This window comes from uncultured Veillonella sp. (assembly GCF_934230905.1).
In the GTDB taxonomy this organism is placed as follows: Bacteria; Bacillota; Negativicutes; order Veillonellales; family Veillonellaceae; genus Veillonella.
Genome location: NZ_CAKQFJ010000001.1, coordinates 16,207 through 39,018, shown reverse-complemented (window position 1 = coordinate 39,018; position 22,812 = coordinate 16,207). Strand labels below are relative to the sequence as shown.

General features: G+C 39.4%; 16 protein-coding genes and 1 riboswitch. Of the genes, 2 read left to right on the top strand and 14 right to left on the bottom strand.

Going from position 1 to position 22,812, the window contains the following annotated elements; genetic code table 11:
• Positions 1 to 860: 860 nt before the first annotated feature.
• The 14 genes from cooS to Q0E20_RS00085 all read right to left on the bottom strand — a co-directional run bounded on the left by cooS (position 861) and on the right by Q0E20_RS00085 (position 18,375).
• Positions 861 to 2,993, bottom strand: a complete 2,133-nt coding sequence (cooS, locus tag Q0E20_RS00150) for an anaerobic carbon-monoxide dehydrogenase catalytic subunit (protein ID WP_295994543.1) — start codon at positions 2,991 to 2,993, stop codon at positions 861 to 863.
• Positions 2,994 to 3,680: 687 nt separating this feature from the next.
• Entirely contained in the window at positions 3,681 to 5,309 is a 1,629-nt protein-coding gene (locus Q0E20_RS00145; RefSeq protein ID WP_295994542.1) for a phosphoenolpyruvate carboxykinase (ATP), read from the bottom strand.
• A 188-nt stretch (positions 5,310 to 5,497) separates the two neighbouring features.
• On the bottom strand, positions 5,498 to 7,123 hold the full coding sequence (locus Q0E20_RS00140; protein WP_295994538.1) for a PAS domain-containing protein: 1,626 nt from the start codon (positions 7,121 to 7,123) through the stop codon (positions 5,498 to 5,500).
• A 232-nt stretch (positions 7,124 to 7,355) separates the two neighbouring features.
• Positions 7,356 to 7,703, bottom strand: a complete 348-nt coding sequence (locus Q0E20_RS00135; RefSeq protein ID WP_295994687.1) for an energy transducer TonB — start codon at positions 7,701 to 7,703, stop codon at positions 7,356 to 7,358.
• A gap of 10 nt (positions 7,704 to 7,713) precedes the next feature.
• Positions 7,714 to 8,097, bottom strand: coding sequence for an energy transducer TonB (locus tag Q0E20_RS00130; protein ID WP_295994534.1), 384 nt, complete (start codon positions 8,095 to 8,097; stop codon positions 7,714 to 7,716).
• A 440-nt stretch (positions 8,098 to 8,537) separates the two neighbouring features.
• Positions 8,538 to 9,314 carry an ABC transporter ATP-binding protein gene (locus Q0E20_RS00125; RefSeq protein WP_295994531.1) on the bottom strand — a complete coding sequence of 259 codons (777 nt, stop codon included), beginning with the start codon at positions 9,312 to 9,314 and terminating at the stop codon, positions 8,538 to 8,540.
• Positions 9,311 to 10,360, bottom strand: a complete 1,050-nt coding sequence (locus tag Q0E20_RS00120) for an iron ABC transporter permease (RefSeq protein WP_295994527.1) — start codon at positions 10,358 to 10,360, stop codon at positions 9,311 to 9,313. The genes Q0E20_RS00125 and Q0E20_RS00120 overlap by 4 nt, the downstream gene beginning before the upstream one ends.
• 16 nt (positions 10,361 to 10,376) lie before the next feature.
• The gene (locus Q0E20_RS00115; RefSeq protein WP_295994524.1) at positions 10,377 to 11,549 is read right to left on the bottom strand and encodes an ABC transporter substrate-binding protein; all 1,173 of its coding nucleotides are present in this window, start codon (positions 11,547 to 11,549) and stop codon (positions 10,377 to 10,379) included.
• A 115-nt stretch (positions 11,550 to 11,664) separates the two neighbouring features.
• Positions 11,665 to 12,837 carry an ABC transporter substrate-binding protein gene (locus Q0E20_RS00110; RefSeq protein ID WP_295994522.1) on the bottom strand — a complete coding sequence of 391 codons (1,173 nt, stop codon included), beginning with the start codon at positions 12,835 to 12,837 and terminating at the stop codon, positions 11,665 to 11,667.
• Positions 12,838 to 13,037: 200 nt separating this feature from the next.
• Positions 13,038 to 13,227, bottom strand: a riboswitch (cobalamin riboswitch).
• Between the two features lie 75 nt (positions 13,228 to 13,302).
• Positions 13,303 to 13,785 carry a GNAT family N-acetyltransferase gene (locus Q0E20_RS00105; RefSeq protein ID WP_295994518.1) on the bottom strand — a complete coding sequence of 161 codons (483 nt, stop codon included), beginning with the start codon at positions 13,783 to 13,785 and terminating at the stop codon, positions 13,303 to 13,305.
• 261 nt (positions 13,786 to 14,046) lie between these two features.
• A complete protein-coding gene (gene guaA / locus Q0E20_RS00100) occupies positions 14,047 to 15,582 on the bottom strand; it encodes a glutamine-hydrolyzing GMP synthase (protein WP_295994515.1) in 1,536 nt (511 codons plus the stop codon).
• 174 nt (positions 15,583 to 15,756) lie between these two features.
• The gene (locus Q0E20_RS00095) at positions 15,757 to 15,948 is read right to left on the bottom strand and encodes a 4Fe-4S binding protein (RefSeq protein ID WP_295994514.1); all 192 of its coding nucleotides are present in this window, start codon (positions 15,946 to 15,948) and stop codon (positions 15,757 to 15,759) included.
• A gap of 94 nt (positions 15,949 to 16,042) precedes the next feature.
• Complete coding sequence (locus Q0E20_RS00090; RefSeq protein WP_295994511.1) at positions 16,043 to 16,993, bottom strand: Cof-type HAD-IIB family hydrolase; 951 nt, start codon at positions 16,991 to 16,993, stop codon at positions 16,043 to 16,045.
• A 200-nt stretch (positions 16,994 to 17,193) separates the two neighbouring features.
• Positions 17,194 to 18,375 carry an amidohydrolase gene (locus tag Q0E20_RS00085; protein ID WP_295994509.1) on the bottom strand — a complete coding sequence of 394 codons (1,182 nt, stop codon included), beginning with the start codon at positions 18,373 to 18,375 and terminating at the stop codon, positions 17,194 to 17,196.
• 171 nt (positions 18,376 to 18,546) lie between these two features.
• Here Q0E20_RS00085 and Q0E20_RS00080 point away from each other — a divergent pair, with 171 nt between their 5' ends.
• Together Q0E20_RS00080 and Q0E20_RS00075 are read left to right on the top strand one after the other, a co-directional pair.
• Complete coding sequence (locus Q0E20_RS00080; RefSeq protein WP_295994506.1) at positions 18,547 to 19,329, top strand: basic amino acid ABC transporter substrate-binding protein; 783 nt, start codon at positions 18,547 to 18,549, stop codon at positions 19,327 to 19,329.
• 1,006 nt (positions 19,330 to 20,335) lie between these two features.
• Positions 20,336 to 22,705 (top strand): tetratricopeptide repeat protein, encoded by a 2,370-nt coding sequence (locus tag Q0E20_RS00075; RefSeq protein ID WP_295994504.1) that lies wholly within the window; start codon positions 20,336 to 20,338, stop codon positions 22,703 to 22,705.
• Positions 22,706 to 22,812: the final 107 nt, after the last annotated feature.

Genomic DNA, 22,812 nt, shown 5'->3' with positions numbered 1-22,812 from the left:
GAGGGGGTTATTTCATTAGAAATTAGATGTGAATTAGATTATCTACATGGTGAATTATATTTTCTATTACAGCAATTACGGTTATCCATGAATTTATGCGTTCGAAACAGATACAACGGTATACGGCCAAGGGCCTCGACCTCGGCCGTATACCTCTTCTAAAAATTAGTAAAGGCCTGTACTAATTTCAAAAGGTACACATATATGAGAGCTTGTATAACACTATATTGCTATACTTCTTATGTTGTTTTTATGTTGTTATTGATGTATACTATAAACATAAAGAGCGCCATTGACGTGTGTGAGCGTTAGGCTCATCTAAAAATTTGGGAAATAAGATGCGCCTAACGTGTAAGTATTGGTAGTACTTATTACGTTAGGCGTTATCTTAAGTTTATTTGAATAAACTTAAGATGGAAATTACTATTGAAATTACAAAAAGAATTATATAAATCTTCTCGAATTTACTCATAGCATCACCACCTTTCGGTGATGAACCTAACTCACGTCAATGACTCCTGTTATTAGTATAGCAGAGTTATAAATGATGTAATAGATTAAGTTAATAAGCTTTTGATTAAAAAATGAAGCGTCAGGCCTACCTGACGCTTTTATTCTTTCATAAATAATTATTAGTTAATTAGTCTAAAACGTAGAAAATAAAACTCATCATTTAGATTTACTAATTTAAAGTTTACCTCTAATGAAATAACCCTCTCAGTACGTCCGACTTTGCTCTGTCTTTTACGCCTACATATAAAAAAGACCCTCTTCAGAATCCGACTTTGCCCCTGTTCCGAAGGAACAGACCTGGGCGGTGGAGGATTATGGAGAGGGTCTTTTGTTTATTTTATATTATATTATTTTACTTCTGCCCAACCTAAAGCAGCACGTTTAGCATCAATATCTGCTAAGATTTTTTCAGCTACTTTAGCAGGATCTGTATTAACATACATAACAGAACCTAAGATGTCTTTAGTGTCTTCTTTCAACCATTTTGTTACAGCATCAGAGCCTTGTGTAGGTGGTTCAACACAGTGGTAAGAGTTAATCCCCATCAAGCGGAAGCCGAGAGATGCATCGATACCTTTTTCGTTAGACCATTCAGGACTAGACATAGCAAATGGTAATTGAGGCAAGTTAAGACCTAATTCTGCTGCGATACCACCGAAGATACCGGAGGAACGTGCATTATCTACACATTCGCCAACATGCCATACTGGTGGTTGATCATCACCCAAGAACTCTTGCAATGCAGGACTACATTTTTTAATAGCATCTGTATTACAGTAACCAAGTTTCATTAATGGGAAGGATGCACAACCATTTGTTAAGATGATACAACCGTTTTTAATAAGTGTATCAACGATATCTACAGTAGCTTTTTCGTAGATAACGCGTGGGTTGGAACAACCTACTACGTTAACGATACCACGAACTTTACCAGATTTTAAAGCCTCTGCCAATGGTTTGAAGGAACCATAATGTTTAACAGTGGATTCTGGAGAGAAGCCAACTTCTGCAGTGATTTCGTATGGAGGAATAAATACAGGCATACCTTTACGCAATTCATGCGCTTCAAGAGCACGATCCAAAATTTTACGAGCCAATTCTTTTGTTTCAGCTAAGTTAGTGTGGTGATGATCGTAACCGATATGCTCAGCACCTGGCAAACGAGCTGCATCAGATGTAGTAATAACTTTTGTGTTAAAGCAACGTGCTACGTCCATGATAGCAGGATATACGTCTTGAACGTCAGCTACCCAGCAATCAAGAGCGCCTGTACCAAGTACAAGTTCAGCACCGATAGCATTACACAATGGAATTACATTTTCATAACGGTACATGCTGGATAAGCCAGAGCAGCAAATACCATAGAATTGAATACCTTTAGCGCCGATAGCTTTTGCTTTTTCTAAATACTCTTCGGACGCACCGATTTTACAAATTTGAGAAACCAATGTTGGTAAGTGACCATGAACAGCGATATTTACATAACCTTTTTTCAAGGCACCGATGTTAACTTTAGATGTACGGCGGCCGCCTTGTCCGAACAATGCATCTGTTGCGATATCAGCAGCTACTACGCCTGTAAATGTGAAAGCAAGACCACAACGCAAGAATTGTTTCATGTTGCTTTCCCAATCGCCATCTGTACCTACGCATGTACGATGGTATGCATCGAATGCTTCATTGTACGCGGAAACAGGCAAGATATCCAAGTTTTTCCAAACTTCGCGACGTTCAGCAGGAGCTAATGCGGTAATTGTTTTATATTCACCTGGCAATGCACGGCTCAAATCTTCGAGCAATACATCTGCTAAATCATTAGCCACTTCTTTCAAGGAACGACCTTCTTCAGGGATGTTGAAAGCCTTACATACAGTACGGATTTTTTCTTCCCCTAAAATTGGAATATCCAATTGGTCATTAGCAGCCGCTTTCAAAGAAATCAAAATTTCACGAGCATGCGCACCATGTTGAGTTAAGCCGCCTGCAGCAGCACGTGTCATATTACGAGCTACAATAAGGTCAGCATCGGCACCGCAGACACCACGAGGGCTCTTAGGTGTAATTTTACAAGGGCCCATGAAACAGATACGACAACATACACCAGCAATACCAAATGTACATTGTGGTTGTTGTTTATCAAAACGATCAAATACAGTATCACAACCGATTTGCTCCATACGAAGAATCATTTCACGCACAGCAGGATCTGGTGTTTGTTCAATTACATCTTGTTTTGTAGGCCATGTTTTGCGATACTCAGCAACAGCTTTCATATAGTCATTTACACCATGCTCATGAGGCACGCCTGGTTCATGAGTGTGTGGCACCCATTTATCTGTAGGCAGCGCCTTTTCATGGCTATGATCGTGACCGTGATCATGGTCATGATCGTGATGATGATGACCACCACAATGGTGATGATGTTCACCATGACTGTGATTATGGTCATGGGTATTTTTATTTTCCACGTCTTTACTCATTTTGAACCTCCTAGTGGCCTACATAGGCCTACTGACGACAATAAGGATACATATTCCAAATCATAACGTAAGGTAAATTCCACCTAAGTTATGGGCTTTAAATCCTATCTAACAAATATGTTTTAATGTACTATAAGTATATTTTGTGAACGGACAATTGTCAATTGAATTTTGCACATATTTCAAAAAAATATTACTATATCCCCCATTATAACAATGTTTTTCAATCATATCGCTCATAAACTCTTCATAAAACAATATTCCGCCTAATTCCCCAGTTTTTTAGGATTTAAGACAGTAATGAGAAATAATCATCCCATTATACTATCCCCCCTACACCGATGCACTAAAAACTTTAATGTATAAGCTTAAAGATAAGGAAAAACAACCCCTCACAAATAACTTCGAGCTCCGCGTAGCGCAGTAGCGTGTCTGTATTAACGTTAGTCTACTAAAAACTTTAATGTATAAACTAAAGGATAAGGAAAAACAACCCCTCACAAACGACTTCGGGCTCCGCTTTAGCGCAGTAGCGTGTCTCCATTAACGCAGATGTGATAAAAACTTTAATGTACTTACTGAATAAGTAAGGATGAAAAAATCCTCCTCAAACGACTTCGGGCTCCGCGTAGCGCAGTAGCGTGTCGGCTTGAGGAGGATTTTTTTATCCGCCACCGTATTTAGGTATTACATTAAAGTTTTTAGTACATCAAGTACTTCTTGTGGCAATTCATTTTTACCGCCTTTGAGTTTTTCCACGTATTCAGAGCGGAACTCAAATGCTTTGTGTAATTGGTGATGGTATTCACGCACTTGGAATGGTGGTTCGAAACCTGGAACCTCTACATAGGAAAGGTTTTCATATTTATAGAATGGTTTGAAGTCCAATGTGCCTTCTACCAAACGTTCTAATAAATCAAGAGTCACTTCTTTAGGGATTTTCTTTTCTAAGAAGAAGCCTGTATTCATGATGTAGCAATCTACACCACAGTCTTTAAATAGTTTTTTATAGCTTTCATAATCACGTACTAAAGGATATGTACGGAATGGATTAGCATATGGTTCAATAACGAGTGCATTTGGGTCCACGTTTGCATCGAGTTTTTCAGCAGTGGAGCGACGTGTAGCAAGTGTAGCGCCCATAGTAGAAGCCAATATTGGATCATCAATTTTAAGGATTGGTGGCAATGTTTTATCTTTCATCAACCACACAATAGCATTCACTGGTTCATCAACTTGATTTACACGATTATCTGTCCAGAAGTGAGATTTAATCGCACGACCGTTATTATTGCGCACATCCTCAGCCAACACAACCTTGTTGCCATTTTCATCTAGGGTTACACCTACATTTTGCAATGTTAGCAAATATTTATTGGCAGGATGTTCCACAGGATAATCTTGCATTTTATCAAAATAAGTCGGTTCCATAGCTACAGAGGATAAATCATTTGTATTGATGATATACGCATCATCATGCAAGATGGAAATATCATAACGACCATCGTGTTTTTCATGTGTTAATGTAGATTTACCAGAACCAGATAAGCCAAATACACCAATTGTGAAAGCTTTACCATTGTTAAGATTATACCGTTTCATACCGCCATGGCAAGCCACATAACCATAACGGTTTGCCAACGACCACACCAGTGTTAATGTGCCTTTTTTATGTTCCCCGAAATAACGCATTCCAAGAATCATCGCACAGTTATGTGCTGGATCAAAAATAGCTAAACCACCTGGATGACCTGGCACAACATAATCAGGATCAGAATAGATATAAATATCCCCTTCTGGAATATCTTTACTATTGTTATAAAATTCTTTCACCGCAGCGTCAAAGAATTTAAAGTTCATAACCCAAGAATACATGATAGATGCATGATCCTTTGGAATCATAAGATGAGCACGAGCAGTAAATTTTTCATCAAGACCAACTACTACCTGTGTAGAAATCCATTCTTTGTTACGGCTGTCATATACAGCATCACGAGCAATGCCGGCCAATTCAACTTCATCAATGCCTTCATCACCAATAATACGGCGAGCCTTTGCATAACGACCGGTAGTTTTCCCATCATTCGTTACAAGAATCTTTGCATCAGCTGGCAAGCCTTGTTCTTCAGGTTTGAATACAGGCATATCAAGAACAATAACACCAGGTTCTTCAGTGGCAAACTGATATGCTTGTGCCACAGATGTTATTGGTGTTACATTGTTTCCATAAAATGCAGTTTCAATAGTACTGCGCATCTTAGAAAATAATGGGTTTGTTTTAATTTCACTTTGCTTCCAAACGCGTCTTGTCGACATAGTATCCAGATCCTCACCTTTAATATGTACATAATTTCTCTTGTAAAAATAGTTTAAGATAAGAAAATACCGCCTCGGCAAATACTTTCATTATTTTCTATTTTACCTTTTTCAAACAAATTTGTATACATAAAATAGACGAATTATAAGAAATTAATGCATGCTTATCTGGAATTAGTGCAACATATTTATTTTCTAGCTTTATTAATGAAGGCATCGATTTTGCCGACTAGCTCATCTACATTAAAATCACCACGCTCTGCGATCATCTTTATAGTAGCCACCTTAGCCATAACCTTTACCATCGGAGTTTTCAATTTCTCAAACTTAGGGTTCAAAGAAATTAAATAATCTACCACTTCAGGACTTTGTTTGATTAAGTTAGATAGCGTAGTCTTCGCATCGATATGGAATCTCCCATCTGCATCGATAGTAAGTGGTTCTTCATCGACCTCTTCTGCAGCCTCTTGAGCTAGAGATTTATCATTACCATTATTATCTGTATTTCCTACAAAATTAGTCTTATCCCAAGTCAACAAGGTACGAGAACCTTCAAGTTCACGAATATGAGTACAATCTTGCATCATTTCCAATACGCCTCGGAATTTACCATTTTCATCGCGCACGGCCGTATAAATAACATAGATGAATAAACCTGGTTTGTTAATCCAAAATTCCGCTTGGCTTTGTTCACCAGAACGGAATTTCTCTACGATTTCTTCTACCACATGAACAGACTTCGCAGGATGACAATTTTTCACCTCACGCCCAATAACGTTGGCGCTACGTGGGAAAATACGATGTGGTGTATCACTGTAGAACTTAATGAGTTCATTTTCATCCACATAGGACAAATCTACTGGAAGGTGACGGAATAACAAATTGATTTGCTCCAATGTCAATTTGCCAGTGGCTACATCTAGAACAGCATCCTTACCAACGGCAGCACCGCCTACAGGACCAACATATTTGGATAATAGTCCTGCCAAATCATTTAGGAACTCATTAGATACAGCACCGTTTTGACCGGAGTTATTTGCATTTAGTTGCGCCGCAGAATCATTGATACCAGGCACTACATAAAGGCCAGGATTATCAATGATAGCATAGCCAATTTCGTGGTCATTTTTGCTCATACGCACAAATTCTTCATCACTTAATAATTTAAAGGATGTTGGCAACAATACCTCTATCTCTTTAGCATTCAAATCAAGCAGTTTTTCTAAAGTTTCTGGCACGGATGCTAAGAATTTATCGTATTTATCTTCACGAAGCAGTGCATAAGACGCAGAGATAGAGTCACGCACAGCATCATCAAAGGTCCACATAATACGCGTTGGACGATCAAAACCATGCTCCTCAAGCATTGGATATAATTGATTTTGCTTACGAGACAAATGAGTACGCCACTGTGCTAAAGAGTCAAAAATTCCAAGCCACGGATTTTTAATAAAGTTCTCTTGTTTTAACAATTCTTTTGCTTCAAGAACTACTTTTTCTACAGCATTGATTTCTTCTAAGTACACCCACAACGGATGATTTTCAGGATATTCATTTTCAGCTTGCACTAATACACCGTCAAATAAATTTAACAAATCATCCATCTTTTCGAGGATTTCATCGTCTTGATACACACCTTTCAAGCTTTGCTCCGCGTAAGCAAACTCATCAGGTGTACAAGTGCCTAATTTTTCTTTCAAAATGCGGTTGCCCTCTTCTAAGGACAATTTGCCATCTAAATAATCTTCTTTAACGGATACAATAATTCTATAACGTTCATTGTTAATATCTAATTTCTGTTTTAATGGATTCATATGTGTATACCTCCAAAGGTTGATTAATGATTCTGATTTCATTATATCATTTTGATAGTAATTTTCAGTTGCTACAGATACATATTTAGATACATTCGAAAAATTTTAAATTCATAACCACAAAAACAACCCATAGAATATACTATATCTCTATTTATTCCAACATAATTAAGCCAAAAATACTTTCACCAGAACATAAAAAAGCGCCCATACTAAGTATGAGCGTCTTTCATTAGTTTTCAAAATTAATATATTCAGTTTTAGAAGATGCAACAGGATTACCATTAGAATCTGTAGCAGGATTAAATCGCCATGTAGAGATTTTTTCTACAAGTGCTTCGTCAAGAGCACTAACACCACTAGACTTTACAACCTCTATGTCTCCTACAGAGCCATCTTCATTAATGGTGAAACGCACATCAGCACTATGAGCTGCACCACCATAACTAGCGATATTAATTTGATCTAAGGACGGTGTAGATATCGCTACAGGAAGTTGAAATGGAGCCGCCAACACAGAAGCTACCATACTAATTACAAACAACGCACTCAACAAAGTACAACGCAACACTTTATTCATCATATTCTCCTTATTTAGCTGTTACAGCATGTTTAGGTAGAGTAATCGTCATGCCAATAATAGAAGGATGTGCTTTTTTATCTGTACCAATAGCTGGTGTAAATTGCCATTGTTTAATGGCCGCTTTTATCGCTTCATCCACAGGACCATACCCAGAAGATTGTTCTACAAAGACATTTTCAACTTTACCTTGCTTATTAATTAAGAAACGCACTCGCATATGATCTGCTACAGCAATGCCACTTGGAATAGTCGGCATAGTTGGTTTTACAATATTTACTTCACGAGGTGCTTCGATAAATCTGCCAGCAGCCGCATCAGCATGCGTTGGCATCATAGCACCTACCGCAAATGTAAGAACAGCAGCACAAGCAAATCGAGTTACTATATTCATGGTTTATTCCCCCTCTAGATTAATAATCATTGATATATACATATAATACTCGATTTAAATGAAGAAAAGAATACCTAACCACAAAATATACTCGATTAATTTTAATACTCTGTCTATCATTATTCTTATTGATAATTTTTATCATTTATGTTATATTTATATTGAACAAAGTAATCGGATTATACATCAAGTTGATGCAACAAATTAACAAAAGGAGGTTCATCATGAAACGCAGAAAACGTATCCAAATAAAGATCATGATGGTACTTGGTATAGTAGCCCTCCTAGGGCCAAACCATATACAAGCCCTTTTCCACTGACAACGTATCGTAAAAGGAGCTGACATCTAATTAGATGTCAGCTCCTTTTATATTGGCTATTCTATAAACTAAATAGTCATCGTTAGTGATTCCAGATTACAGAATCGATTGAAAGCTTTACTAAATTATAGCTTCTAATGGAATAACATGAGGCATACCTTTATCATCCATATAAATTTTTGTCTTAATACGATATACGTCTTCCATCATAGATTCTGTAAAGATATCTTGTGGTATCCCTTGAGCATATACTCTACCCTCTTTTAGGACAATAATTTCATCAGCAAACATAGCCGCCAAATCTAGATGATGCAATGTAACAAGTGTTGTAAAACCATGTTCTTGCGTTAAATGCTTCAATAATGTTAATAAATCAAATTGCTTATGCAAATCTAGTGCGCTAGTAGGTTCATCAAGAATTAAGATCTGAGGTTCTTTCACAAGGGCCTGTGCCATGAATACAAGTTGTCGTTGACCACCACTAAGCTCCATAATGCTACGGGAAGCAAACTGTTGTAAATTTAACCGTTCTAACGCCTTTTGTGTTGCTTGAATATCTTCCTCTCTTACACGGAAAGACATAGAACCCATACGTCCTAACATAACGACTTCAAAAACAGTTAGATTCACTTTACAATCATTATCTTGAGACAAATAACTAACGGTACGGCTGAAATCCTTATTAGAATATTCAGTTACAGATTTGCCATTAATGGCAACGTCACCTTTACCTTTCAAGATTCCCATAATGGTTTTTAGAAGAGTCGATTTACCAGCACCGTTGGTACCAATAAGAGCGGTTAATTTACTAGTTTTAGCGGTAAAATCAACGCCCTTTAATATCTGTTCCTCTTCTTGAGTAGAATACCCAAATGTTAGATTATGAACTTCAATCATTTGAAATAGCTCCTTTTCCTAGTTAACACCAACGAGAAGAAGAATGGTACCCCGATGATTGCGGTCACAATACCAATTGGGAACATCGCCCCAGGAATTAGCATTTTACTAGCAATAGAAGCAATCGATAAAATGGCCATACCACATATGGCAGATAGAGGCAAGAAATAACGCTGATCTTCCCCAACGAGCATACGTGCAATATGCGGTCCTACGATACCAATGAAACCAATGGTTCCAACGAAGGAAACAGCAACTGCAGTAATGATAGAAATAAAAATGAATACTTTTACACGCAAACTTTCAACATTAACACCAAGGCCGGATGCCTTTTCATCACCTAATTTTAATGCCGTTAATCGCCAGGATTCACGCATCATTAACGGAAGCATGATAACAAGAACAATAAACACAATAAAAATGTTAATCCAGTTTGCTTTTGCCAAACTACCCATAGTCCAGAACACGATGTTTTGAAGTGCTTCAGGAGAGGCCATATATTGCATCAAAGATTGAAGCGCTTGAAATAAAAACATCATGCCGATACCGGCAAGAATCATTGTTTCAGAAGAGAAATTCTTAATCTTATTAATAGAATAGATAAAGAAACTCGTCAAACTAGCAAAGACGAAAGCACCGAATGGCACCATAAAGACACCCAAAAATTCTAATGCACTAGCCCCTACTACGACCATCAAAGAGGCCCCAAAACCAGCCCCAGCCGATATACCAAGCGTATACGGACTAGATAATGGGTTGTCTAATATGGTCTGCATGCCGGCACCTGCAATACCGAGTGAGGCGCCTACCATTAACGCCATAATAGCTGTTGGCAACCGAATTGACCAAATAATAACATATGCATTTCTAGAAACCTCTGATGGATCCACTAATGCTAACCATACATCACTCAAGGTCAAAGATGCTGGACCTACAATGATATCAACAATAAAACTAACGGCACAGATTAACAGCCCAATCAAGATAAATATAAGCTTTCGATAACTGTGCTTTTTATAGTCGTACTGAGGTTTTACCTCTTCCACTATACCAAAACCTTTCTTAGTTCAAATGCATAAACCAAATACCACCATATGAGAATGGTAGGAATTTGTCATAAAACTCCTTAAGTGTGCCCTCTGGATTCACATCAGCAAATTCTTCAGGATAGAATGTTTTAGCTAAATATTCCAATACTGCCACATCATATACTTCACGAGGTAATCCATGGTGCGCAGAGTAAACATGTTTAGATTGCACCGCTTTCAATTCAGGCCAACCTTGACGTTCCGTTGTAAATGCTTTCAATAATGATTGGGACTGTTCTTCATTAGCATCAAAGCCAAGACGCATCGATGTAGGTTTTTTAGGCCAATAGGATCCCATAATCATAATGATATCTGGATTTCTTTCTAAAATAAACTCTGGGTTAACAGGGCCTGCTGATTTAACAACATCTTTTGTAATCAAATCGCCACGAACCTTTGTCGCTAAAGCACCCCAAGCCACTTTATCACTATAGGCATAACCTAAACCTTCTGGACCTTCATTACCCGTTTCAATATATACCGTAGGTTTTGGTTTCGTAATTTTACTTAATCGATCCATAACATTATTGTAGTGATCAGTATAGAATTGTTTAATTTCTTCAGCACGGTCCTCTTTACCTAACGCTTTACCGATAACTTCAATAGATTTTTGATGATTTTCAAGCTTTTCTGCATGATAATCAATATAAATAGTAGTAATACCAGCAGCATCCATTTTTGGCTTATAATCAGCTTCATATTGCTCTTTAAGATACAATGGCATAAAGATAACATCTGGATTCAATGCAATCACTTGTTCAACATCAAATGTTTTGTCATTTACATTACCAATGATAGGTATCTTTTCTAATTCTGGTACGTCTGCCTTGTAGTGATTCCACATATCGGCACGTAATTTACTGATATTAGGATCCATACCAACGATAGTCTTAGCCACATCTTTACCTTCTAATGCAGCCATAGTTAAAAATGCACCGCCAGAACCACTCAATTGAACGACTACACGCTCAGCAGGTTTTTTCAACGTAACCGTTTGACCAGATACATCCGTAATCTCGATAGGTTTACCATTTTGCGCCCCATCTTTTTTCGCACTTCCGGGACCTCCGCAAGCAGTCATCAGCACGCTCATAATCAGTAAAAAAACAGTAGCGATATACGCTATATATTTTTTTCTCTTCATCATATATGTACCTCATTTCATTACTATAAAAGCTATCTAATACAACTCCTAGTACACCCTCTTACACAACCTAACAATATGATAACACATTCCCACCTCTCAAGGATTAAAAATGGTTTCAATTCATATGCATAAACCAAATGCCACCATACGTGAAAGGAAGGAATTTATCATAAAATTCCTTAAGCGTAGCCTCTGGATCTACATCGGTAAATTCTTCAGGATAGAATACTTTTGCTAAATACTCAAATACCGCCACATCAAATACCTCTCGAGGAAGACCATGATTAGCAGAGTATACTCGTTTATTTCCAACAGCTTTTAATTGACTCCAACCTTGACGTTCGGTAGTGAAAGCTTTTAATAGTGCCTGTGACTGTTGTTCATTCGCTTCAAAACCTAACCGCATCGAGGTCGGTTTCTTTGGCCAATAAGACCCCATAATCATAATGACATCTGGATTTTTTTCCAACACAAACTCAGGATTAATAGGAGCAGATTTTTTTATAGCCTCTTTCGTGATAACATCACCACCAGCCATAGTTGCTAGTTTCCCCCAAGAGTAATTAGCACTAAAACTATTACCAAACTCTTGTGGGCCACCCATGCCGACCTCTATATACACAGTTGGTTTCGGTTTATTAATAGTTTTAACCCGATCCAAAACTTTTGTTAAGTGGTCAGTGTAGAATTTTTTAATCTCTTCTGCTCGTTCTTCTTTGCCAAGCGCTTTGCCAATAGCCTCAATCGATTTTTGGTGCTTATCTAACTCCTCTGCATGGTAATCAATGTAAATAGTTTCAACACCTGCTGCATCTAATTTGGGCTTTGCATCGGACTCATACTGTTCTTTCAAATCAACAGGAATAAAAATAACGTCAGGATTGAGGGAAATAACTTGCTCTACATTAAACGTTTTATCACCAACGGTTCCCACTTCTGGTATCTTAGCTAATTCAGGCATCTCTGCAACAAAGTGATTCCACATATCTGCTCTGTATTGCTGTAAAGATGTATCCATTCCAGCAATAACCTTTGGTGTATCTTTTCCCATAAGAGCCGCAATAGTGAAAAATGGACCACCAGCACCACTCCATTGTAAAACTACACGCTCCGCTGGCTTTTTCAATGTTACTGTACGACCTGTAACATCTGTAATTTCAATAGGCTTATTAGTCAGAGATGTATCTTTTTTTACATCATCGCCTACTCCACAAGCGGTAAAAAGTACACTAGCAATTAGGAGTAAAACCGTGGCTAAATAAGCCATAAAGCGCTTTCTCTTAACCATACAAACTACCTCACAACTCACACTAAAACAAACTATTCCTACATATAAAAAGCCCGTTCCTCAAGAAAAGGAAACGGGCTATAATCTCAACTAGACTAAACAGCACGCCTAATAAGCTATTATGCAAAATGAATTTTCACCTATACATTTCATAATGAAATCCACATATACAAATCCCCATCCCCGTCACTCGCAAGTCAATTGGCAATTGTTAATTAGGCAGTTCTCCTGGCTCCAGTTCATCGTTACTTTGCGCCTTCCCAAAAACTTCAGTGACCGAGAACATTTCGTTCTCTATGCAAAATATCTCGCTGTTACAGTGGCGTGACCGCTTTGGCTTATACCAAATTCTCTATTAAGTCAATAGACACCTAACCCAATCATATATAGTTTTTCTCATCGTAGCATGCAGTATCTCCAGTGTCAACAAACGTATAGGGGTATCACTATGGATATATATACCTTCTAAAATACAATACGCATCTGATACCATCTAGCTCCACCATGATTAGATACGGAACCACCTTCATTAACAAACCCAAATTTTGCATAATAATGAATTTTTTCTTCTTTACAGGTTAAAATAACGCCCTTTCGATGTTCCTCTTTTGCCAGCTCTATGAAAGCCTCAATCAACTGACCACCTACTCCTCTATTTCTGTATTCTGGCATGGTATTTAGGCCAAATATCATCTGCCAAGCACCATTTGGGTTATGGAGAGATGCATCAGCAAACATTTCATCCGTTAGAATTTCATCATCTGTGACAAATCCATCAATAAAACCAATTGGAGTGTCGCCGTCAAAAGCAATTAAAAACTGACCAGCATAATGGTCTAATCGCTCCTTAAAAGCCTCACGAGGCGCCGCCTCTGCGGGCGGAAAACAGGTCGCTTCTATATGTGTAACAATGTCTAAATCATCGACTATAGCTTTTCGAATCTTCATATTAATCAACCAACTCCTTCCTCATATAGATAACATCATCCATAGGGTTATGATAATACGCCACCATGCCAAGCACCACATCATTATCATCGATAGCCATCAATAAAGTTTACATACCCTTATTTCCTTAAAGATATCTACTAGTAACAACAAAATAGTAAGAATAAATTAGAGCAACTACTACTTTCGCAAAAGGCCTTTCACCATAACGATGAAAGGCCTTTGTATTTGTTTTCTTTAAATACTATATTTTTCTAATTTTTATTCCCACTCAATTGTAGCAGGTGGTTTAGATGTAATATCGTACACGATACGGTTGATGTGTTGTACTTCGTTTACGATACGACGGGATATTGTGTCCAATACGTCGTAAGGAATGCGTGCCCAGTCAGCAGTCATGAAGTCTGTTGTTGTTACGCCACGCAATGCCAATGTGTAATCATATGTACGGAAGTCACCCATAACGCCTACGGTACGTGTAGATGTTAATACGGCAAAGTATTGGTTGATACTACGATCAAGGCCAGCTTTTGCAATTTCGTCACGGAAGATGTAGTCCGCATCACGCAAGATATCGAGTTTATCTTTTGTAATTTCGCCCATTACGCGAATAGCCAAACCAGGACCTGGGAATGGTTGACGCCATACGAGGTAATCAGCCAAACCAAGTTCGGAACCAAGTTCACGCACTTCATCTTTAAAGAGATTACGCAATGGTTCAATAAGACCTTTGAAGTCTACCACTGCAGGCAAGCCACCTACATTGTGGTGAGATTTGATAACTTCTGCTTCGCCAGTACCGGACTCGATAACGTCAGGGTAGATTGTACCTTGCGCCAAGAAGTCAACAGAGCCGATTTTACGACCTTCATCTTCGAATACGCGGATGAATTCTTCGCCGATAGCCTTACGTTTTGCTTCTGGATCTTCAAGACCAGCCAATTTATCTAAGAAACGTTTTTCAGCATCGACGCGGATGAAATGCATACCGGAATCTTTGAAAGCTGCTTCCACTTCATCACCTTCGTTTTTACGCATTAAACCATGGTCAACGAAGATACAAGTCAATTGGTCGCCAACAGCTTTAGAGATAAGAGCGGCTGCAACGGAGCTGTCTACACCGCCCGACAATGCCAACAATACTTTGCCATCGCCTACTGTGTTGCGAATGTCTTCAATAGCCGTTTTTGCATAGTTTGCCATTGTCCATGTGCCGGTGAAACCACATACTTCGTACAAGAAGTTATGAAGCATTTCTTTACCATGTTCAGTGTGCAACACTTCTGCATGGTATTGCATAGCGTATAATTTGCGTTCTGTATTTTGCATGGATGCAACAGGACAGTCTTTTGTATGTGCAACGATTTCAAAACCTTCTGGTACCTTTGCTACATAGTCAACGTGAGACATCCAAACGACTTGGTTTTCATCCAAGCCTTTGAACAATGGAGATGTGGTATCCACTTTAGTCGGTGTTTTACCAAATTCACGGTTGTCCGCGGATTTTACTTCACCACCCAATGTATGCGCCATAAATTGCATACCATAGCACATGCCAAGAACTGGAATACCAAGTTCAAAGATTTCTTTTTCAATTTTAGGGGAATTTTCTTCGTACACACTGTTAGGGCCACCAGTGAAGATGATACCTTGCGGTTTCAATTCCTTAATTTTTTCCAATGCTTTGTTGTATGGATATACTTCGCAGTATACATGATTTTCACGTACACGGCGTGCAATCAATTGATTATATTGACCGCCGAAATCGACAACAATAACAAATTCCTTGTTTTCCATAGTTCCTCCGTATGCATCTATTTATGAAAGTATATTCACCAATGTATAATGTCCATACATTCCTGTACTGGGGGTGCGCTTACTAAGTAAAACGCTAATTTTTCATTACAGTCTATTATACCATAGGAACCATATGGACTCCATATATTCCGTATGAAACTTATAATTTACTTTTTAACGTTCGGATTTCTTATGCATCTGTACGGCCCCAACAGGACAGATGGAGTAGCAATCACCACAACTGATACAGCCGTTGCCAACAATAAATTTTGTAGCTCCTTCGGTAATGCATTGTACAGGGCAGTCTTCCGCACAAGCCCCGCATTTAACACAGGTATCGTCTATATCAAATTTTATATAACCCATATGACATCACCTCTCTATGGAGCATAAGATATAAGTATTGATTCTATAACGGCATTATGTTTTATGTGATCCGTATTATTTTATGTAATCGGCGTTATCGTTTATTACCTTCCAATTCACGATTATATGCAATAGCCGAATAGAGTGCTTGAGCTACACCACAATGATTGTTATCCATTGTTTCATATCGTGCGGCAGCTTTCACATTATCTCGTGCATTCCCCATAGCTACGCTAGCACCAGCAAAGCGGATCATGGATAGGTCATTTTCACTATCACCAATAGTCATGACTTCATCCGCTGTATATCCCCAATGATTAGCCAATGCCTCCACTGCGGTTCCTTTTGTCGTATGAGGTAACACAAATTCTAAGTTGCCTTCACTCGATTCAAGAACATCGTAAAAGCGTTCGCGACCTTTACCATCCATGGCAGCCCCTTGAAATTCATCTCGTAAATCGGTCAAAATACGTTCAGATAGAGCCTCATCACCATAAAAGATCTGAATTTTTTCAGGTCCTTCTGGTAACGATTCTAAGTGAGCAAGTAAATCCGGTACCATTGTACGCGTTTTCAAGATGAAAGGTCTAATATTCGGTCTAAAAAAGTGTTCTGCTTGGGCAGTTTCATTACCAACGACAGGATATTGTCCGAAAATCTCAGCTTTCACATAGGCCTCTACAAATACGCCATAATTCATCAATTTTCGTACTAACCCTAAGGCACGAGCTTTATCAATAGTAATATGTAACAGTTCTTTTTGCTCTTCTTTATCCATGACGTAGGCACCATTAGTACATATAAAGTACCGAAGGCACGGCATGGCCTCGATAATATCATCCATCTCATGCCAGGCACGCCCCGATGCAATAGCCACGCGAATACCGCTTTCACGAGCAGCACGAACCGCATTGACCACCTCTGGATCTATGGACTTAGCATCATTGACCAAAGTACCATCCACATCAGATGCAATACATCGAATCGGTACATCCCCAGTAAGGCCTATATAATTTTTAATTTCTAAAGTTTCAGTTGCAGACATGAAACCTCCTGTAATACAACATCGATAAATTGATTAAAAAATATGAGTCATCATCGCGAAGAATTTACCGTGCCAAATGACATCACCATAACTAGTTTATTTGAATTTCTTGAGTTTAAATACATGCCTGTCATCGCTGAAAGAGACAATGAATTCTATCTACGATATTACAGCTCCCCCCGATAGATATAGAAAGCACTTTATTTAGTTGCATTAAATTCATCTACAATCTCTTGTAAAATTGCTGGATTTTCAACTAAGTTCAATACTGTACGACTAATAATATTGGCGCCGTCCACAATGGTTTGTTCAATGGTCGGTTCGAGCATGGCATCCGCAAATTCTTTAGCATGGCACACTTTATCTGGGCCGGCCAAGCGCAATTTAGGATGGAACGCTGCACATTGATAACTCACGTTACCAATATCTGAACTACCACTAATATCGGCTGGACCTGGTTTAAAATCGAGGCCCATGTCGGTCATCACTTCTTCGATGAGGTGTGTGCCGCGATGGTTTTGGTTCATATCATCGTAAGGGTTACCGTAAAATTCAACGTCTACAGTTGTACCAGTACAAAGGGCAGCGCCTTCAAAAATCTTTTTGATTTGCTCAGATAATCCGTTCAAATACTCCCTTTCTGTATGTCGCACGGTCACTTCTAGTTCGCCATAAGCAGGAATGACATTGGATGCGGTACCGCCGTTAATGATCCACGTGCCGATGCGAGATTCTGGTCGCACTTGTTGGCGCATCATATCCATGGCGTGAATAGCAAGTTGTACACCGTTTACCGCATTAATGCCGTTCCAAGGCTCACCTGCTGCATGAGCCGATTTACCATGATACTTAGCACGGAAACAATCAAGTGCCAAAAACTGTGAATTGGGGCGTGTTTCTTCGCCGTCGAGATGCACCATAATGGCAAAATCATAGGCCTTAAACACGCCAGCGTTACACATATCCACCTTGCAGCCCATCGCCTCTTCATCTGGCGTGCCAATAATATCGATATCCATGTTAAAAGCAACGCCGTCTTGATGCATCTTATGTAATGCAAGCGCCGCCAATACACTCATAGATCCGCTAGCAGAATGTCCACACGCATGACCCACATCTGGGAGCGCATCGTATTCACACAATATGGCTAAACGGCCTTTGGGATTATCTACTTTCACAGCAGACGCCTTAAAAGCTGTGGGTAAATTACAAAATTCATAAGTTACATCCATACCATGCTTTTCAAGAACAGCACCGATAGTTTTTACAGATTCAAATTCTTGGCTAGAAATCTCTGGATGCTTCGCCAATGTATAGTTAATGGTGAAAGCCTCTTGGGCGAAGCTTTCACAAGCAATTGAAAATTGTTCAGTAAGAGACATATATCCTCCCAAGGATTTATATTTATAACTAAGCTCAACGAATACAAGATACCCATTGACCACATAATTTGTTCACGTATCTTTAATTATACAATGTTATTGCCTATTGGTTCAAAATTCCGTACAATAGAAACAGAATATTATGTTTGTATCGTGTTTGAGGAGGATACTATGTTTAAATTCAAAAAATTGACAGCTATCGCACTCGTAGCCGTTGCTGCTATGGGTTTATTGGCTGGTTGTGGCAGTGAAAAAAGCAAAATGACACACGACGAAGGTGTGCTACGTGTAGGTTCTGAAACTACATTCCCACCATTCGAATTCACTGAAGGCGATAAATACGTTGGTTTTGACGTTGATTTATCCGAAGCCATCGCTAAAAAATTAGGCATGAAAATGGAATTTAAATCCATGGGCTTTGATGCTTTAATTCCAGCAGTTCAATCTGGCGATATTGACATGATTGCAGCAGGCATCAACGCAACACCAGAACGTGAAAAAGCATTGGACTTCTCCGATGTATACTTTGATAAAGGCGGTTTTATCACAGTTGTTCGAAAAGACAACACTACAATCCACAACATGGACGAGTTGGCAGGCAAAACTGTAGGCGTTCAAATCGGCACTGTTCCTGCAGATATGGCAAAAGCCATTCCTAACACAACAGTAAAAGAAATGGACTCCAACTCCAATATCTTTATGGAATTGAAAGCTGGCACAATCGATGGCGCCATCATCGATAATGCAGTAGCTATGTACTACCTCAAACAAGGTGCTGACAAAGACCTTAAACTCGTAGGTGAACCTACTCAATCCCCAGGCACTGTTCTTGGTGTGAAAAAAGGCAACACAGAATTACAACAAGCTATCAACAAAGCACTTAAAGAACTTAAAGAAGACGGCACATACCAAAAAATCTATGATAAATGGTTTGGTGACGCTAACAAAAAATAATTTCTAGTCAGCAGCTAGAACGATAATCAAAAGATACCCCACGAAAAAACTCCACCGGCCGGGTCTGACCCCTTCGGGTCAGGGCCAAAGTCGTTTTTTCATGGGGTATCTTTTTTCATATATATCCTACTTTTGCCTAGAAAATTATTTCTTTGTTATACAAATAAGAGAGTGCTGCGCTACGCGGAGCCCGAAGGGCGTAGTCAGACCCGGCCAGTGAAGGTTCTCAGGACACGCCATCACACTCTCCTGTCAAACGGTTGGGTTGGCAATAACGGATTTTATCAATTTCACTACTATTATATTCCGCGTATCGGCTATGGATTGAGAGATAGAACCGATGGACTCAAAAATCCGACTTTGGCCCTGTGAGCCCGAAGAGCGTAGTCAGACCTGGCCGGTGAAGGTTCTCAGGACACGCCATCACACTCTCCTGTCAAACGGTCGGGTAGGCGATAACGGATTTTATCAATTTCACTACTATTATATTTCGAATTAACACTAGAACAAGATAGTTGAAGGTGATGGTGCCTCTGAAAACGACTTCGGGCTCCGCACGGACCGTAGGCCCTCCTTTCTATCGGTCGGGTTGGCGATAACGTTTTTTTCAATTTCACATTATTATATACCGAATGTACACCAAGTGTAATGCGCAGGGCGACGAAGTGTCCTGAAACCGACTTTGGCCCTGCGGAGCCCAAAGGGCGTAGTCAGACCCGGCCGGTGAAGGTTCTCAGGACACGCCATCACACTCTCCTGTCAAACGGTCGGGTAGGCGATAACGGATTTTATCAATTTCACTACTATTATATTCCGCGTGTCGGCTATGGATTGAGAGATAGAACCGATGGACTCAAAAATCCGACTTTGGCCCTGCGGAGCCCGAAGGGCGTAGTCAGACCCGGCCGGTGAAGGATTTTTAAGTCCGTCGGTTCTTTTCCTCTTCTACCATTTCCTACCGCGGTATATAATAGTAATGTATTGTATAAAAACGAAAGGAGGGCCTATGGCTCAATACTTCACAGACCGCCTACAACGGGTCTTCCACTTAATTTTTATGTCCTATAATAAACAATCCGCTCAAGATGGGCTCCGTATATTAGAGTCGATTGTAAATAATCAATCAAATGATACTAAACCGGCTCAGCATGAACTGCGCTCAACGAACGCAACACCAGAGAGCGCTTGTGCTATCGATGCAAAGGAACTATACCAAAAAGCATTATCAGCTGAGGAACGTGAATTAGGAGATGCTTATGCCCTATTGGCACGCGTATACGCAGGCCCCCGTTTTACCTGGGCTGAGTCCGGTTTTCCAGAAGATAATATGCGCACCTACCAATGTTTGCATGATAGTATCCGTCGTCACAGCCCGATTGGTACATTACAAGCATTACGCATAGCTGGATCAATTACACCTACGGTAAGACGAGATATACAATTGACCTTTGATGATGCATTCCATATTATTTATGATTATGCCAAACAAGATGATGCCTATTGTCAATATATTATAGGTAATGTCTTTTTTTGGGGCGATTATCATATCATCAATCCTGCTAAACAACTATTGCATCCAAAAAAAGCGACATTTGGTCAACGATTACGACATGCTATACGAAACAAAAACTTACGTAAAAGCCTATCAACCTTGCGTGGCATGATAGACGAAGATGCATTACAAAGAAAATCTCGTGAACAAGCCAAATTCTGGTTTAACAAAGCCTTAGACCATGGCCTTGCTATGTTTCAAGGAAACTTGCGCAATATTTATATTGATGAAGGGGATTACGAAAATGCACGTCGTGTGGCTCATAAAGCAGCCGACCTAGGTAATCCTACCATGATGTTATACACCGGTCTTGACCATCATGAAAAAGGTGAATTTACAGAGGCTTTCACATGGTTTAAAAAGGGGGCCGACCTCGGCCAACCAGAATGTATTTCCGAACTGGCCGATTACTATTACCATTTTTATACGCAACCGACCTTGCGCACTGCTATCCCGTACGATCCTATAAAAGCTACTGAATTATATCAACAAGCAGCGACAAAGGACTTTAATGATGCTGGTTATGCAGCGTTACAAGCTGCATTTAACTATATGTTTCACATTGGCAATCTTCCGCTTGATTGGGGCCTTATTGCCGATTTAACACACATGGCGGCTACTAAGGATCGATTTTTATTCTCCTTACCATATATGAGTTACATGCGCATTCATGGTATTGGGGTGACCCAAAATACCCACTTTGCTGTTCAATCCTTGGCTCGAGTATTACAGGAAGAAAAACGTGCCCTCCAAGAGGAAAACCGCGTTCTTTTTTATGATATTACCCGTGCTTTAACGAGAGTTGCCTTGGGCTATGCCTATGAAAAAGGCTATGTAACAGGATCACCTGACCTTGATAATGCAGTTCATTATTATGAAAGCTCACATCAATACATCCTGTCTCATATTGCCAATTGCGGAGAGGAAATTAAAGATATTCCTGTCGATGATGAAGCAGCTGAACGATTGACGGCTTTTGAAGAAATAGATGGTCATTGGCATTACAAGGAAGGGGTGACCGAATCCTCAACAACTGTTCGCCCTGCCCCAACCACATGGCCACAAAACGCAGCACGATTGTCTGTCAATATGAACGGCTTTCAATGGGACACAACATTATATGATATAAACACCATCGATAAGGCGTTAGCAACACAGGACACGGTAGTACTTAGCTTTTACAATCATTGCCTATCTATTCCAGATATACTACACAACATTTATAAATTAGAAACGAAATCGATGCCTCGTAACATGTATCAAATACGGTTGTATGGTTATGATCCAACCGAGAAACATGAAACTATTTACAAAGCGGTACTTACCGCTGAGGAGACGAATCATCTGTGGCATACACTATATGAAAGTCCCCACATTCCAGAACTTTCAGATGCATGGGCTATTGAAAAAAATGAGGAAAAGGCTAGTTGGCATTATGTACTCGATGTAGATCAAGAGCCATTCTTGTTGGAAGAATATGATGATGCCAACGCTATGATTCAAGCAGCCTTAGACGGTCTAAAAAGCAATCAATACAAACAAATCAATATTCGTACCCACGACTTCATTGGACCATCTTATTTTATCTTTAAAGGTAAGGGATCTACACCATTTAGGGTACAACTGTATTTGAAAGAATCGGTACGGCACATAATTAATAAGCAAGGTAAGCAACAAGATATTCCAGGTAATACATACCTATTCGAACAACACTTTGGCAACGAAGTATCCTTGAACTACTGGATACAACGGACTATTACCACCTTAGACATTCCGGAACTAGATAACTGGAAGCCGCTAAGCGTACCAAAGGATTTGAAATAATAAACAAAATAAAAAGAACGCATACAAGGCCTCAGTATTTAATCTATCGATTGAATACTGGGGCCTCTATGCGTTCTTTTTATTAAATTAAGGCTATGTTATCATAC